At 36.7% G+C, this 16651-nt stretch carries 16 protein-coding genes; 6 read left to right on the top strand and 10 right to left on the bottom strand.

Features of this window, described 5'->3' with window-relative positions; translation table 11 throughout:
- Positions 1-66: 66 nt before the first annotated feature.
- The 4 genes from C3K47_RS11275 to C3K47_RS11255 all read right to left on the bottom strand — a co-directional run bounded on the left by C3K47_RS11275 (position 67) and on the right by C3K47_RS11255 (position 4978).
- The gene (locus tag C3K47_RS11275; protein WP_103789383.1) at positions 67-459 is read right to left on the bottom strand and encodes a DUF3037 domain-containing protein; all 393 of its coding nucleotides are present in this window, start codon (positions 457-459) and stop codon (positions 67-69) included.
- The gene (locus C3K47_RS11270) at positions 437-1231 is read right to left on the bottom strand and encodes a HipA family kinase (protein ID WP_103789241.1); all 795 of its coding nucleotides are present in this window, start codon (positions 1229-1231) and stop codon (positions 437-439) included. Before C3K47_RS11270 ends, C3K47_RS11275 begins: the two co-directional genes overlap by 23 nt.
- 242 nt (positions 1232-1473) lie before the next feature.
- Positions 1474-3315: a phosphoenolpyruvate carboxykinase (GTP) gene (locus C3K47_RS11265; RefSeq protein ID WP_103789240.1), complete on the bottom strand. Its 1842-nt coding sequence runs from the start codon at positions 3313-3315 to the stop codon at positions 1474-1476.
- Positions 3316-3790: 475 nt separating this feature from the next.
- Positions 3791-4978: a molybdopterin molybdotransferase MoeA gene (locus C3K47_RS11255; protein WP_103789238.1), complete on the bottom strand. Its 1188-nt coding sequence runs from the start codon at positions 4976-4978 to the stop codon at positions 3791-3793.
- A 49-nt stretch (positions 4979-5027) separates the two neighbouring features.
- Between C3K47_RS11255 and moaC the strand changes: the two genes are divergently transcribed.
- Positions 5028-5513, top strand: a complete 486-nt coding sequence (moaC, locus tag C3K47_RS11250) for a cyclic pyranopterin monophosphate synthase MoaC (protein ID WP_103789237.1) — start codon at positions 5028-5030, stop codon at positions 5511-5513.
- The gene (locus C3K47_RS11245; protein ID WP_103789236.1) at positions 5494-6093 is read left to right on the top strand and encodes an NTP transferase domain-containing protein; all 600 of its coding nucleotides are present in this window, start codon (positions 5494-5496) and stop codon (positions 6091-6093) included. Before moaC ends, C3K47_RS11245 begins: the two co-directional genes overlap by 20 nt.
- Here the strand turns inward: C3K47_RS11245 and C3K47_RS11240 are convergent.
- From C3K47_RS11240 to C3K47_RS11215, 5 genes are all read right to left on the bottom strand, one after another.
- The gene (locus tag C3K47_RS11240; protein ID WP_103789235.1) at positions 6090-6497 is read right to left on the bottom strand and encodes a molybdenum cofactor biosynthesis protein MoaE; all 408 of its coding nucleotides are present in this window, start codon (positions 6495-6497) and stop codon (positions 6090-6092) included. The two genes, C3K47_RS11245 and C3K47_RS11240, sit on opposite strands and share 4 nt — an antisense overlap.
- Before the next feature lie 2 nt (positions 6498-6499).
- Positions 6500-6763 carry a molybdopterin converting factor subunit 1 gene (gene moaD / locus C3K47_RS11235; RefSeq protein ID WP_243392538.1) on the bottom strand — a complete coding sequence of 88 codons (264 nt, stop codon included), beginning with the start codon at positions 6761-6763 and terminating at the stop codon, positions 6500-6502.
- Positions 6750-7502 (bottom strand): sulfite exporter TauE/SafE family protein, encoded by a 753-nt coding sequence (locus C3K47_RS11230; protein ID WP_103789234.1) that lies wholly within the window; start codon positions 7500-7502, stop codon positions 6750-6752. Before C3K47_RS11230 ends, moaD begins: the two co-directional genes overlap by 14 nt.
- Before the next feature lie 442 nt (positions 7503-7944).
- Complete coding sequence (locus tag C3K47_RS11220) at positions 7945-9264, bottom strand: alginate export family protein (protein WP_165784681.1); 1320 nt, start codon at positions 9262-9264, stop codon at positions 7945-7947.
- Positions 9265-9488: 224 nt separating this feature from the next.
- The gene (locus tag C3K47_RS11215) at positions 9489-11153 is read right to left on the bottom strand and encodes a putative transporter (protein WP_103789231.1); all 1665 of its coding nucleotides are present in this window, start codon (positions 11151-11153) and stop codon (positions 9489-9491) included.
- A 596-nt stretch (positions 11154-11749) separates the two neighbouring features.
- Between C3K47_RS11215 and C3K47_RS11210 the strand changes: the two genes are divergently transcribed.
- Positions 11750-12694 (top strand): FkbM family methyltransferase, encoded by a 945-nt coding sequence (locus tag C3K47_RS11210; protein WP_103789230.1) that lies wholly within the window; start codon positions 11750-11752, stop codon positions 12692-12694.
- A 278-nt stretch (positions 12695-12972) separates the two neighbouring features.
- A complete protein-coding gene (locus tag C3K47_RS11205) occupies positions 12973-13392 on the top strand; it encodes an acyl-CoA thioesterase (protein WP_103789229.1) in 420 nt (139 codons plus the stop codon).
- A 76-nt stretch (positions 13393-13468) separates the two neighbouring features.
- On the opposite strand, the gene C3K47_RS11200 is transcribed toward C3K47_RS11205, so the two are convergent.
- Complete coding sequence (locus tag C3K47_RS11200; RefSeq protein ID WP_133159370.1) at positions 13469-13984, bottom strand: hypothetical protein; 516 nt, start codon at positions 13982-13984, stop codon at positions 13469-13471.
- A gap of 250 nt (positions 13985-14234) precedes the next feature.
- Here C3K47_RS11200 and C3K47_RS11195 point away from each other — a divergent pair, with 250 nt between their 5' ends.
- Positions 14235-15395 carry a sensor histidine kinase gene (locus C3K47_RS11195; protein WP_103789227.1) on the top strand — a complete coding sequence of 387 codons (1161 nt, stop codon included), beginning with the start codon at positions 14235-14237 and terminating at the stop codon, positions 15393-15395.
- A 30-nt stretch (positions 15396-15425) separates the two neighbouring features.
- On the top strand, positions 15426-16640 hold the full coding sequence (locus C3K47_RS11190; protein WP_103789226.1) for a sensor histidine kinase: 1215 nt from the start codon (positions 15426-15428) through the stop codon (positions 16638-16640).
- Positions 16641-16651 lie beyond the last annotated feature (11 nt).

Genomic DNA, 16651 nt, shown 5'->3' with positions numbered 1-16651 from the left:
TAGTTTTGTTTTAATAAAAAGTAAAGTTTCAACCTCCTTCTTGAAAAGATTAATAGGGGCAATTATTTATTTTTCTATTGATATTTGTTCGCTATAAAGTTTCTCAAAGGTATTGTCAACGTTTAAGGTTAGGCCTGTACAAACCCGCGACGTTTGAACCACCGTACTTCTTTTAGCAGTTAACCAGCGAAAACGCGAAGGCATATCCAACAGGGCAATCGGTCCACCGCTTTTTCCTCCTTCACTAATGCGCTGAAACGAGCATAAGTTGTTTTCAAGCTCATCAAAATCGAGTTTACCAAATGCCGATTCTAAGCGCTTGTGATCTAACTCGAATTTGGCCTTTAAAAACTTTTGCTTCGCGCAATATAAAATAAGGCCAACGTTTAAAAATTCATCACGCTCTACCCTGGGAACCACGCGAATCACGGCATACTCATATAACTGTTTCTCTTGCATGGTTGATTTCATTTATAAAAATTTCGGAATTAGCTACTCTCAATGATAAAAACTGGAAATACATCTCACGTTGTTCTTCTGCGGTTTCAAATGAACGTTCGGTTAACCATTCATCAGGAAGCAGAGATATAATGGAATGGATCTTTTCATCAGTTAATATCAATTTAAAGGCTTTATCAACTTCCTCAAGTTCTGAAGCATAGTTTAACAGAACATGATCCTTTACTAATGAAAATGGCTTCAATGCTTGTTCTTTCCAGTTTAAACCCGAATGATGGAAGTATAGTGATGCCCCATGATCAATGAGCCAAAGTTCCTTGTGCCACATGAGCATATTGGTGTTTCTGGCGGTTCTATCCATATTGGTGAGCAGGCAATCGAGCCATACTATTTGAGAGGCCAGTTTTGAATCGATGGTTGTTACAGTTGGGTCGAATGTAATGGCTCCCGAAAGATAATGCAAGGCCAGGTTTAAACCTTCACTGGCTTTTAACAGGTCCTGAATTTCTTCATCGGGTTCAGTACGACCAAATGCTTCATCTAAATTGGCGAAAACCAGCTCCGGTACTTTAAAGCCCAATAAACGAGCAATTTCGCCACCAATTAATTCGGCAATAAGCGCTTTGGGGCCTTGTCCGGCTCCTTTAAACTTCAATACATACAAAAAGTCATCGTCGGCCTCGGCAATTGCAGGCAGGGAGCCCCCCTCCCTCAGCGGCGCAATATAACGGGTAACGTTAACGGTTCGTAAATGGGGTTGATTATTACTCATCTATTTAATTTAATTCAAAGTCGTTTGATAGTACGATTAGAAGATGGGGTATAATTTCAATCTGCCCCACGTATTTCAACCAAACTTCCGGTCCCAAAAATAATATATCCTGATCATCAGATGGTGTTTTTCTGATGTTTCAACCTATTTATTTCATTTTGAGTTTAATCAGGTTGAAAAAAGCAAAAAATAAGAGCCGAATGATTTCATCCGGCTCTCAATTCTATTTTAAAATATAAAACTTAAACCACTTCTGGCTGTAATCCCCAATGTTCAGGTGAACGCCATAATTGCGACAATAGCAGTTCTCGCATGAAGATAAACTCTTTAGGAAGTTTGTCGTACATCATCAGGAATAACTCTTCTTGTTGTGCAATTTCGTTTTTCCAGGCTTCCCTGTCGACTTCCATAATCACTTCAAAATCATGCCGACAGAAATCTAAACCTTGCCAATCCATGTCTTCATAGCGAGGCATCCATCCAATAGGACTTTCAACAGCACTTGCGTCACCGTTTACACGGTCAACTATCCATTTAAGAGCACGCATATTTTCGCCAAATCCCGGCCATAAAAATTTGCCATTTTTATCTTTTCTAAACCAGTTTACGCAGAAAACGCGAGGAGCATTAGGTAAACTACGGCCAAGTTGTAACCAATGATTAAAATAATCGCCCATATGATATCCGCAGAAAGGAAGCATAGCAAAAGGATCGCGACGAACCTTTCCAATTTCACCGAAAGCAGCGGCAGTCATTTCAGAACCAATAGTTGAAGCAAGATAAACTCCAAAATTCCAGTTAAAGGCTTGGTAAACTAAAGGAACAGTTGAAGCCCTGCGACCTCCAAAAATAAAGGCTGCAATAGGAACGCCTTCCGGTTTTTCCCAATCTGGATCAATTGAAGGGCATTGTGATGCAGGAGCCGTGAAACGGGCATTTGGATGCGCCACCGGTTTGCCACTAGAAGGATCATGCTTTTGTCCCTGCCAGTTAATAACCCCATCAGGCGCAGTTTCTGTTAAACCTTCCCACCAAATATCACCATCCGGTGTAACCCCAACGTTAGTGAAAATAGCATTTTTGCCTAGTGCTTTCATCGCGTTCGGGTTGGTTTTATTGTTCGTTCCCGGAGCAACTCCAAAATATCCATATTCTGGATTTATAGCATATAGTTTGCCATCAGGAGCAGGTTTTATCCAGGCAATATCATCGCCCACGGTGGTTACTTTCCAACCTTCAAACTCAACCGGTGGAATAAGCATAGCGAAATTGGTTTTTCCACATGCACTTGGGAAAGCAGCCGCAACATAGGTTTTCCTACCTTTAGGATCTTCTAAACCTAAGATCAACATATGTTCAGCCAACCAGCCTTCTTCTTTACCCATTACTGAAGCAATGCGAAGCGCCAGGCATTTTTTTCCTAATAATGCATTACCTCCATATCCCGAACCGTAAGAAACGATAGATCTTTCTTCAGGATAATGTACTATGTATTTGGTTGTAGGATTACATGGCCATTTAACATCTTCCTGACCTTTTTCTAAAGGAGCTCCAACCGTATGCAAACATTTTACAAATTCACCATCAGTGCCTAATTGCTGCAATACTTGTTCCCCTACCCGGGTCATAATATGCATATTGGCAACAACATATTCAGAGTCAGTTATTTCAATTCCAATTTTTGATATAGGAGAGCCCAATGGGCCCATGCAGAATGGAATTACATACATCGTACGTCCCTTCATGCATCCCTTTAACAAACCGTTTAGGGTTTCCTTCATTTCTCTTGGGTCCATCCAATTGTTGGTAGGACCTGCATTTTCTTTTGTCCGGCAGCAAATAAATGTTTTGTCTTCCACACGTGCCACATCACTTGGATCAGAAAAACAAGCATAGCTATTTGGCCATTTTTTCTCGTCAAGTTTTATAAATGACCCTTTCTTAACGAGTGTCTTGCACATTAAATCATACTCTTCAGCAGAACCGTTACATAAGTAAACACTTTCTGGTTCAACAAGCGTGATGATCTCATCTACCCATTTTTTTAATTCCTCATGATTGATATTAGATAATTTGAAGTTCATTTTTCTATAATAATTACTTGTGAAATTATTTAATGATTGTGCAATGGAAATTTTAAGAATCGTTTTAAGTGTGAAAAATTGAGGTCTGAAGAATTACATCGGTGAACGGATATAGGTGATAATTATTAAACAATAAATTATAGTAACGGGGATGATTATATCTTTGGATATTTTCGTTTCAAACAAATTCATAGCAAAGGATCTATGTTGTGAAAATGATAATTTTCTAACGAATGAAACTAACTGGAAGGATCTAAATAGGTATGTATCGACTGAGCGCAAATGTAGGTATAAAATATATACGTTGGTATTTCTAATGTCAATTTTTGGTAAAAATGAATTTAGGCCATTTAAACAGGATTTTTGGATGAAAAAAAGTGTTACCAGTGTGGCTTAAAAAACTAAACAAATTTCGCCTATGCCTTTACCGCATCTATTATTTCTCTTGATAAACCCGTTTATTTCCTTCCAAAATTTATTTATAAAACCAAACAGAATAGACCTCTCCTGCCTTGAATTCGTCCTTATCCTCGGGTAATTCCATAAATGCATTGGCACTGGTTAAAGTGGCAAAATCACCCGAACCATTGGTGGCTGCCGGATCAGCCAGTAAATAACCATCATTTGAAGTTTCTGTTTTAACAGGTAGAAAAAAAGTCAGTGGCTTATCAAACTTAAAATCGATGTTTAAAATTGCATGAGTAGGCTTTTCTAAATTCATTTTCATGGATTTCTTGATCCACGGTAATACATAACGACACATGCACATAAAGCCAGATACCGGATTTCCCGGCAATCCGAAAAAAGGAACCTTTTGAGCTGAAACGCCAAATAGCAACGGTTTACCGGGGCGTTGTTTTACTTTATGAAACCGAGTTTCTACTCCTAATCCCTTTAATACTTCCGGTATGTAATCAAACTTGCCCGCCGAAACCCCGCCCGAGCAAATGATCATATCATTTGAGGCGAACAATTCGGTAAACGATTTTTGTAATACTTCCTTTTCATCTATTAAATGATGGATACTGGCATTTACTCCCAGATTTAAAAGCAAGGAATGCATTGCAAAAACATTTGACATACGCAGCTGGTGTGGCAATGGTGTTTGGTCTATTTGAACAAGTTCATCACCGGTGGCAACCAAAGCAACTTTGGGCAAGCGACTTACAAGTGCCTTGGTCTTCCCTACTGTTGCCAAAACAGCTATCTCAGCTGCTGTGATTTTAATACCCGGAAGTAGCATAATGGCGTCAATCACCACATCACTACCTTTTAAATGGATATTTTGCCCTTTTTTAATGGGTTTGTCGATAACAAAGGAATTTTCTTGCCGCGAAATATCTTCATAAGGAATAATGGTATCGGTGTTTTCGGGCAATATGGCTCCAGTCATCACCTCAATACATCCATTACGGAGTGTTTTAGCAGGCATGCCTGCAGCCTGTAAAGCTTCAATGTTAAATACTTTTTTACCTCTTTCATAATCGCTGAAACTGATGGCGATTCCGTCCATAGTAACCCTGTCAAACGGAGGAAAAGGACGATCAGCAATTATGCTCTCTCTTAAAATCCGGCCATTTGCCTGCGTAATTTCAACGTGTTCAGTTCCAAAATCAACTACGGTTTCTAAAACAATATTAAAGGCTTCGGATACGGATAACATATATTATGAATTTCTATTTATTAAAAATGAGAGTTGTAAATTTACATCGATGACAACGCAAACAAAAACATTCACCCATTTGGATGAAAATAACCAGGCAACCATTGTCGATATTGAATCCAAAAACATAACCACTCGTATTGCAACAGCCCAATCAAAAGTTTTTTTACCCGAAGAAGTGCTGATTCATTTTACAAACGGAGATATTATTTCAAAAAAAGGAGCGGTTTTTCAATCAGCGATCATTGCTGGGATAATGGCTGCCAAAAAAACTCCCGATTTAATTCCGCTTTGTCACACCTTGTTGCTCGAAAACTGTAAAATAACTATCCATGTCGAAGAAAATGAAGCAATTGTTAACTGCACTGTGAAAACAACCGGAAAAACGGGTGTTGAAATGGAAGCATTAACAGGCGCGAGCGTGGCGGCATTAACCATTTATGATATGTGCAAGGCATTTTCGCATGATATGATCATAAAAGAAACAAAACTTATGGGTAAAACCGGTGGAAAAAATGATTTTGAACGAAAATAAAACTCCTTTAAACGCGCTTATCCTTTGTGGGGGGTATAGCCGTAGAATGCAAATGGATAAGTTCGTGATTTCTTACCATCAAAATATCCCTCAATGGCTGTATTTATATGATTTGGTAAAACCTTTGGTTAATGATGTTTACATTTCATGCCGGACTGATCAAAAACAGGTTTTTTTAGGTGATTATAAATTGATCGAAGATGCTATTGAAGGCAGCGGACCCAGTATTGGCCTTATCAGTGCTCATCAACTGTTGCCTGATGCGGCTTGGATGGTAATTGCTTGTGATCTGCCACTTTTAACCGATCAATCGCTACGTTATTTGATTGAAAAGAGAGATCAACAAAAAAGTGCTACTTCCTTCATCAGCCCGGTAAACAATTTACCTGAACCCTTAATTGCCATTTGGGAGCCTTCGGGATTAAACCTGCTTACTGAAAACGTGGCTGATGGATTGAACTGTCCGCGGAAAACGCTTCTGTCGACCGAAATTGAATTATTGGTTAATCAAATGCCGGATGAACAATTAAACGCCAATACACCTGAAGAAATGCAGCAAGTGATCAAAATGTTGAATTAGGGATGGGCTGCCACCCAAACGCTTCCGTTTTCAAAGAACTCTTTTTTCCAGATCGGAACGGTTTCTTTCAGGGTATCAATTGCATATTCGCAAGCTTCAAATGCAGCCTTACGGTGAAAAGCGGCAACCGCGATAACCACTACTTTTTCGCCCGGTAATTTTTCACCTACAACATGGTGAATGCTCATTTCCTGAATGTCGAATTTTTCTTTAGCCTGTCTTTCAATTTTCTCCATTTCCCGTAAAGCCATTGGCTCATAACATTCAAAATGAAGTTTTAATACTCTTTGGCCTTTGGTATGAACCCGTACAGTTCCAATAAAAACGGTTGTGCCTCCATACTGAGATTTACTCACTGATTGGATTACTTGTTCAACGTTGATGTTTTCTTCAATTTTGATCATACTTAACCTCCGCTAACTGGTGGGATCAATGCAATTTCATCTCCTGCTTTAAGTTCAAGCAGATCTTCTGCATAATTCATGTTTACTGCGATCATTAGTGAATTGAGTTTTTCCAATGATGGGAATTGCTTGTACAAATGCTCTCTTAATTCTCCGACAGTTTTAAAAGAATCATTTATAGAATAGATTGATGAGCCAATAATGTCTTTGGTGGCACCGAATAGTAAAATATGCTGATCCATAATTTCAAGTTTACGCTTTTGCATTCATCAGCAACCTAATTCCTGCATAAGCAACCAATAAAGCCGTTACCACACTTACCCATTTTTCGCTGAATTTTTTTGCGCTTAGCTGTGTTCCAATTTGTCCACCTGCAATAACGCTAAAAAGCAATGGTACGGTAAAAGAAGCATTAAAATTTAACTGATTCTTTGAAAACTGGCCCAATAATCCTGCTGCTGAATTTACCAGGATAAAGAAGCTGCTCAATCCGGCTATGTTTTTTGCCGTGTCGAAATTGGCAAGTTTTAATAATGGAGAGAGGAAGATCCCTCCTCCTATTCCGGTCATCCCGCTTAAACCTCCTATAAAACCACCTGCAATACTAAATTTTGCGATAGAATGGTCGTCACTTGGCGCTTCATTCCTTTGAGCTATAGGAAATAAACGATAGAACATTAAAGTGGCTGAAATTATCAGGGCCGTTCCTAAAATCAAGAAGAAAACGTGTTCTTTTAAAGGAATACAGCTACCTAAAAAGGCCAGCGGAACACTTACTATTGCCAGCCAGAATGCCTTTTTTAAGGGTAAAAATCCTTGTTTATAAAAGGTAATGACCCCTCCGGTTACTACAACAATATTGCATAGCAAGGCTGTTGATTTCATCAGGTACATATTAATGCCGAACAATGTTAGGATGGCAATATAACTGGAACCGCCGCCAAAGCCTGCTGTTGAATAAACCAAGGCAACAATGAAAAAAAGTAAGCATAATTGATAATTCATATCACAAATCTAGTATTCTGATGCAGTTTGTGAATTGAAATTTATAATTATAAATCGATATTTCTTAAAAAAAACAGACTTCCTTTGGTAAAACATGAAAGTCTGTTAAAACTACCAGGTTTTATCATGATTTTTTCATATCCTTTACGGGCGTAATTTCATTTTGATATTTCATTGGTGTTTTTTTTAATTAATATCGGATTTGTTGAGCCTATTTTTTTGAATGGGAGGTATTTATGGCTTAAATACAGTGAAAAACATCTTATCAATACCATACAACATGGCGTTTTAAACAAACCTGACAACGGTTTCGAAGCTGTTCAAAAAAAGGAATTATCAAAATATGAAAGTATGTCGCTGATTGGATGCTAATTATTCCGATAAGAAATAAATAAAAAAGGTTCCCTTAGGAACCTCTTTTCTGTTATATATCTGGCTGTTTTTATTTGCTGTAGTTAAACAATGTTGGTTTGATATTAATTTGCAACCATCCCCAGGAGTTGAGTTTAGTATGATCGCTTCCTGCCTGTAATTGTTGCAAGGTTGAAGTTCCCGAATAGAACGATAATCCACCTTGGAATGCTATAGCCTCAGTTAATTTATAACCTAAAGCTAAATCTCCCTCAATACCTAAATTACTTTCCATTTTTTGTAATGAGGGATCTAAAACAGTGGCCATCGCATTAAACTGATGGAAGGTTAACTCCGTATTGAATTTATTTTTAGCATATCTTGCTCCCAAATAGTAATCAGCCAAACCAACAGCTGTTTTACCTGTTAATAAGCGATTACCCACATAAAAATAATCCATGTACCCGTTGAACTTATGATTAGTTCCGTACAATGGGCTAAATGAATGATCCTTTCCATCGGTATTATCCTGGTCGGTACCGGATAGCCATTCTGCTCCGCCTACCATCGACCAATCATTGTTAAGTTTTATAAACGCTTCGGGATTTAACTGCCATGCCGAAAGACTAATGTTTTTACTGTTTTTACCGCTTTGATAGTATCCTTCTAAATTAACGCCAAATTTGGCTGGCCGAAACTCAATCCTCGAACCTGTAGTTTGACTGTAAGCCACCCTACGGTCATCGGCTACTAATTCAGAACCTCCGGAACGGGTATATTCCATCCCATTGTTTAAAAAGAGAAAGCTGGCGTTTAGTTTATCAGAGAATTTTTTACCCGCCCACAGATATTGCATCGTTTTATAATTATTGATACCTGTATACGATTGTTTTATAGCGGATGTGTCGGCTTTTGTATTTAAACCAAGCCCCGCATGCACTTTAAAGTTCTTCGTATTGTCTTCATATTTTAAAACAGCTGCATCAAAAGCTCGTCCTTGCTGTGTCCAATCTACGGCTCCAATGATCCGCTGATTGTCATACGCTAATTCTTGTCGGCCTACTTTTAAAGAGAAACGTTCTGTAAATAGGATCTCCCCCCAAAACTGATGAATATCAAAGCTATTCGGATTATTCACATTTAATTGGGCTGCACTTCCCCAGGTTCGCACATCCTGCAGAGAAGCTCCTAGTTTCAGTTTCGAACTTTTATCAGTAAAGTTGAAATTTAAACGAGCCCGTTGCGAAATTAAAGCTGCCGGGTTATCTGCAACATCATTTGCCGGACGCATTTTCCATGCACCGTCTCTGTATTCAAAACGTGGGCGATATTCTGCCGAAAGTTGAATATTTTGAGCTTGTACCGTTAATGCTCCGCCAATAAGAAAGATAAGTGTAAAAACCTTCTTCAATATTAATGAGTTTAGTAATCAATAATTAGATAGGCTAAAAATAGCGCTACATATATTTTCGACCTATGACAAAAATCATAATTGAATTATTTGATTGGAATTGAAATGGTTATAGGCGTAAAAAAGGTGATACAAGTTAAATTATTGAAGACATTATAAAACAGCCCGGCCAATTGTAATACAACTGGTCGGGCCACTCTATGTTATAGTAGTTTGGGTTTTCTTTAGAATAATACAATTAAAAGCTGTGCAACTAAAATGCGGAGAATCATTGTAAGCGGGTAAACAGTAGCATATGTTACAGCCGGAGCATCGCATCGTGCGGTATGAGATGCAAACGCTAATGCAGGAGGATCAGTTGATGCACCTGACAGCAATCCCGAAATTTCAAAAAAGCTTTTCTTGAATATAAATCTTGAAATTAAACCCACAATAAGCAAAGGAACAGCGGTAATAATGACGCCATAGCCCATCCAAGCTAAACCATCCCCTTCCGAAAGTATTTCAACAAAATGTTCACCCGAAGATAATCCTACACTGGCAAGAAAGAGCACAATTCCAATTTCGCGTAACATCAGATTGGCACTATGAGTAACGTAGGTGGCAATGTGAAAACGTGCACCAAATCGGCTAAGTATCAGCGCAATGATAAGTGGTCCGCCGGCAAGACCTATTTTTATAGGAGCAGGCATACCCGAAATGGCAAATGGGATGCTTCCAACTATTATACCCAATAAAATACCAAAGAATATCGGTGCAAGCATTGGATGATCGAGTCGTTTTAAAGAATTACCAAGCAGCTTACCGAACTTACTAATGGAGGCGGCATCTCCTACTACCGTTAAAACATCACCCATTTGCAGGGTTGAGCTGCCGGTTGCAATAAATTCTATTCCGGCCCTGTTGATACGGGTAATATTGTAATAGCCTTTTTCTTTTAAAACCAGTTCTTTAATAGGTTTATGAGTGGCTTCCTTTTGGGTAACAACAATACGCTCGGCAACCATATTGCTTTTAACCTGTTTAAGATCTTCATTCACCTGGGTACCAATAAGCGATAGGCGGGGTAAATCAACTTTTGAAGCAACGATCATTAACACATCCCCTTCGTGCAATATGGTGGTAATGTTTGGCGTAATGACCTCGTCCCCTTGTTTGAGCCTTGAAACTACAAATTGCAGGTTTAAAAGTTTAAACAAGGTGCTAAGCGGTTTATTAAAGAAATTAGGGTTCTCTAGTTTAACATGTAAAGTGGTTAACGCCTCGGCATGGTCGGCCACTTTTTGGTTATAATCTTCGTATTCCTTTTTTAAGTTGACTCTTGTGACCTTTTGAATAAATATCAAGACTAAAATTAATCCAATTACCCCAAACGGATAAGCCACTGCATAGCCAAGGTTAAGTTTATTGATCATTTCTGGCGCTGCAGCTTCGTGTACATCCCTTATGGCCTGTTGTGCGGCACCTAAACCGGGTGTATTGGTTACTGCCCCAGACATGATACCGGTTAACACGTGTAATGGTTGACCTGTTAGAAAGTGTAAACCAAGTGTAACCAGGCCTCCGAGTAATACTATGCTAAGTGCAAGTAAATTAAACGTTAGGCCCTCTTTTTTTAATGAAGAGAAAAAACCCGGGCCCACTTGAAGACCAACTGTATAAACAAATAAAATGAGGCCAAATTCTTTCACAAAATGTTCAACCTCTTTATTAACCAGTAAACCGCAATGCGAGAAAAATATACCAGAAAACAATACCCAGGTCACCCCAAGTGAAATTCCAAATATTTTTATGCGACCCAACAATACTCCTACAGCTATTGTTAAACTGAAAACTAAGGCATTGTGGGCAACTGAATCTTTAAATAATAATGTTTCAAACCATTCCATAGTATTGAATTTTTAGGCTGTTTTAAGATGTAATGCAATGAAAATTTGATTTTGTTTATTATAACTGTTCGTGCTCGTGTCTGGAGGATGGAGATCTAAGCATTGGGTGAGAAATTAAGTTAGCGAAATATTAGTTTAATCCTTAGAAATTAATCGTTCTTGTTTTCGTTTTTTATGGAGCTCAAAACCGCCATTTTTTTCAGGTTATTGTTGTGGGAATAAGCATGTTTATAATGGTTAAGTTTAATAGTGTAAAAATAAAACCATCAAATACATGTATTTATGATAATTATCATTATTTGAGGGCATGAAAATTTTAAAAACGGATTGTAAGTAAAACTAGAGTCTATCCAAGAGCTTTAATGGAAATCTCTGCTAAAAAAACCACTTTAAACTAGAGTTCTCAAAAGCATTAGCACTGCAAACCTTTCATGGATAGGAGTAGTCGCCAAATAAATAACAGAACAATCCAAATTTACGTACATTCGCAGCCTTGCAAAAAAGATTAATTACTGATATAAAAGAAAAACAAAGGCAATGTTGAAAGTCGCTAACGAGATTAAAATTTAAGGATGACTTTCAACTAAAAATTTCATATGATATATAGTTTTTTTCACAAATTTAGATTTTCACATTTTTTAGGGAGGAACCTCCTAACAGAAAGTTTCTTACCATTTAAATTTTTATATGGCCTGTTTAAGAAAATAAATTATTCCAAAACTATCACAAAAAATGGCGTCAGCTTTACAGTGTTATTAAAAAATGGCATTGGGACTATGAATTTCATCGATGATTATGAAAAATGGTTTGACGAAATTATCCCCAAGGTATTATCTTCTCCCAATAGTGTTTTTATTGATATTGGAGCCAATGTGGGCCAAACATTACTAAAAACTTTACCTTACTACCCTGAAGTTAAGTATTATGCAATTGAGCCAAACAAATCTTGTGTTGACTATTTAGAATCACTATGTAAGGTGAATAATTTTAAACGTGTAAAAATTATAAATTATGCACTATCAGACGTAGTAGGAGAAACAGAGTTACTCATGAGATATCAGGATGATTTGCTTGCAACCACCACACCTTCTTTTAGGAAATACACCAAATATTCTTCGAAAGTGGTTGTACCAACAACAACAGGCGATCATTTAATAGCTAAAGAAAACCTCAAAGAAATAAGTTTAATAAAAATAGATGTTGAAGGTGGTGAATACAAAGTGTTGGCCGGATTAGTTGATAGCATCCGTATCTATCAGCCCTATATTATATGCGAAATACTTCCCTTAGCTTCCAAAGCTGAGGATGTTAAAAATTTCCGGATACTTTCTGCACAAAAAATATTTGAAATTTTATCCGATCTAGATTATTCAGTATACAATATCGCTAATAAACGGACAATACAACAGGTTGAAGAATTATCACTCTCATTAGAATCATGCAATTACTTATTCATACCCAAATCAATAGATCATTACTCCGTAAAACCAACTAATAAAAAGCATAGTAACACCATGGAAGCCATGTTACAACCAATTTAATCGCATTGACTGATGTCGTCTAAATCCTAATCCATCAGCTCAATACGATGAGCTACCAAAGCGAAACAGGCTTATACCCAATAATAACTACAAAAGTCCGACCTTTTAAGATCGGACTTCTTTTTGGGATAACTACTTATTTAAGCTCTCAACCAAATAATATTAACCTTTATTGTAACTAGTAATTGTTCTAAAAAAACATTCTCATTAATAAAATTCCAAAGTCAAAAATTCTCTCCTGCTTTTCCCTTAATTTTGCAATTCAGAAAAATTGAACCATGAGTGAAAAACAATATTCAGCCTTTGAAAGTGAACTGAAGGTCCGTCCTGATGATATCGATATGAACAATCACGTTCATAACAGCAAATATTTCGATTATGTATTGGCTGCCCGTTATGATCAGATGGAACGATTTTATAAAATGCCCATGGAAGAGTTTCTGGCTTTGAACTACGGTTGGGTAATAAATACTGCTTATGTTGAGTACAAACGTCCTTTATTACTTGGGGATGTTTTTACCGTTAAAACCTGGATCATCAGTATTGCAAAAAAGGATTTGAAAGTTGGGTTTGAAATTCATCGTAATAAAACCGGCAAATTGTGCTCAAGCGGATGGTTCGACTATACTATGGTAAACACAAAAAGCGGAAGGTCAGAAGTTATTCCTGATTGGATCATTGAGAAGTACGCTATTTAGGGGAATTATTGAATTACGATTGTAGAATTTAAGAGTACAATTCTCCCAAACCTACAATCGTAAATCTAAAATTCTTTCATTTATAGGCTGCAACAGCTTCATTAGTTTGTTTAAAGTACTTTTCCATTTCATCCATACTACCATCTTCAACTCTTAGACCGATTATATTTACTGCATCGTGCAAATTTATCAACCAGATATTCCTATTGTCCTGTTTTAAATTTACAACAGACATAATAGTATAATCGAAATATCTTCTTTTTACCTGTGCTCTGACATCCTTGGGCAAATTTTTTTCAAATCCATAAGTCAGATGGTATATCATCGTACCGTTTTTAGTGAAAGCTACCTGATTTTTTTGCTCGTTCATCATAAACTTGGCAACGAAATTCTTATCAACCCCATACCATTTAATATCCGAAGCTTCTTTAAATATGTGATTAAACGTCTTATACAATTTTTCATTTAAAGTAATATAGCTGTTTGAGCCTGTAACAGTTACTTCTGGTAAAATAACCTGGGCATTAGAGCTGTTTATCAAACTGAGATAGAAAAAGAGCCCTCCGGTTAATGAAATCACTAATTTTTTCATAGCAATACGTTTTAGAGTTATACAATACTTTTTAATCATTATAAAGATATTGTTCACTAAATCGCGTCATTTATTAACTAGCCTAATACAAGCCTCCGGCATATACTATCCTTATTTTGAACAATTATTACCGTTGGTCGATAAAAAAGATAATTCGTCATCCAAAAACCGTCATTGGTCGAATAACTTACTGAAAGAGCTGTTTTTATAAAACCAATCTTTAAATTTATAGCTCTAAAATCATAGAAAAATGAAAGCCTATGATTTCATATTTTCCGAAAGGTTTTCAAATCAACTACTTCGTCATACTGCATTTTGGGGAGTGTGGTACTTCTATATTCTCATTGTTTATATTTTCACACCTTGGTACAGCCAATTCAAACAGATATACACTGATGAACAGTATAAGCAATTGTTGATCACTGCTTTCTTAATTACGCTACGTCATGCTGTTGTTTTTTATATCTTTTATAATTTCTTAATTGCCAATGGTAGTTTAAGAAGAAAAATCACCTTTGCCATTAGTGGCTTTTTTATAGCCATGATAGCCAATCTCCTACTAGGAAGTTTAGCCCCAGTAACCAGGATGTACTTTGGGTTGGTCAATTATTTTCAAGATTTCAATTCATGGCGGGTAATCAGGGTTGAAATTTTACGAGATCTGACTTATAACGTATTCGCCCTTTTTGTAATAGCTGCTACGATTAAATTGGGCAAGCATTTAGCTATAAAGCAGAAAGAGAATGAGTTATTGCTACGAGAAAAATTAAACGCTGAATTACAATTACTCAAAGCACAAATCCACCCTCATTTCTTATTCAATACATTAAACAATATTTATTCTTTTATTCTCACATCCAACCCCATTGCTCCCGATTTGACATTGAAATTGTCAAACCTTATGCATTACATTATTACCGAATGCAACCATCCTAAAGTTCTGTTAGCCCATGAAATAGAGATGATTGAGAGTTATTTAGAATTAGAAAAAATTCGGTATGGAAAAAGATTAAACCTTGATATTTCAATTGTTGGCAATCTGGAACATAGATCAATTCCACCACTGCTATTATTACCTTTTATCGAAAATAGTTTCAAGCATGGGGCAAGTAACCTGTTAGAAAATCCTTGGATAAAGCTTGAATTATTGATTTCTGACCAGCATTTAACAATGCAGCTGATCAATAGTAAGCCTTTAGATTCAGACCAACTCATTACTAAAAACAGCGGAATTGGTTTAGTAAATGTTCAAAAACGCTTGCAGTTGCTTTATCCTAATGAGCACACTTTACGCATTAACTCCGATCCGGAAATTTTCAGTATTTATTTAGAAGTAGCTTTAGAGAAAGAATTTAGCCCTGAAACTGATGCATTAATGGAATCTTATTTTCCATTGATTCAAACAGCATAATGAATCTATAAACAACAAAATTGGTCTTTTATGACACTTCATGAATTCATATTTTCAGAGAAATCATCAATTCGTTTACTACGTCATCTGTTTTTCTGGTTGATATGGACTGCGTTTTTTTCTCTCACAATGGGATCTTCACTCATGCAAGAAATGAGCAGTAACACATTGGTAAATCACCCTATTCAGTTTTTTTATTGTAATATTTTGTTAAACATTTTAACAATACATATTCCTGGTTGCTATTTATTTATCTACTTTTTATTACCTGAATATATTCTTAAAAAAAGACGTATACGTTCTGTAATAGGAATCCTTTTGTTTACTTGTTTTTTTGCCTTTGTTAATTACATACTCTGGCTAATTCCGGTTGGACAGCAATATTCTATATTCAATTTGGATAAGGATGTACCCGCTAAAGGTTATACATTACTATCTGTATGGCGATACGGTCTTTTTACCCCTCCTGGCTTAGAAAAAGAAGGCAGTCAATTAATGTACAGTCTTCAGTTTGGCTTATTTTCATTATTAAAAGTCATAGGTGGTGCCAGTGTAATTACACTTTTTAAAAGATGGTTGCAAAAACAACAAGAAAATGAGCTTATTGAAAGAGAAAAAGTTAAAACAGAATTAGCTTTATTAAAAACGCAGTTGCATCCCCGGTTTCTATTCAATACACTAAGCACAATTTATACCTATTCGCTAACTGCAACCAATAAAGCTGCAAATATGGTATTAAAACTTTCTGAAGTGCTGAGTTATATGCTTTATGATTGCGATCAATCTCAAGTTCCATTAGAAAAAGAATTACATCTATTAAAAGATTACGTTGGCCTTGAAAAATTGAGGTATGATGGTCGTATAGATATCTTTTTACAAGTAACCGGCAATGCGGAAAATAAATCAATAGCCCCCTTGCTATTGTTGCCGCTGATGGAGAATTGCATAAACAACTGTGATGATCCTTCTATTGAGCAGCCATGGATAAATATAAACCTCAACATTTCTGAATCTGAGCTTCATTTTAAGCTTACAGGAAGTCATTCCGTAAAATCGCCCGCAATGGAGGAAACTGCAAGCTTAATTGACTTGAGAAGACGCCTGGAGACGGTATACCCAGAAAAACACAAATTCAATTCAGTATCTGAAGGTAACGTCTACGTATCCTCTCTTAAAATTGATTTAGAAACTATCAACTATACTGAAGAGGATGAATTAATTGCTACACATCAGGCGTTTACCTAATGTTGACCAGA

The organism is Solitalea longa, from assembly GCF_002920915.1.
In the GTDB taxonomy this organism is placed as follows: Bacteria; Bacteroidota; Bacteroidia; order Sphingobacteriales; family Sphingobacteriaceae; genus Solitalea; species Solitalea longa.
This window is presented reverse-complemented; position numbering and strand designations above follow the sequence as displayed.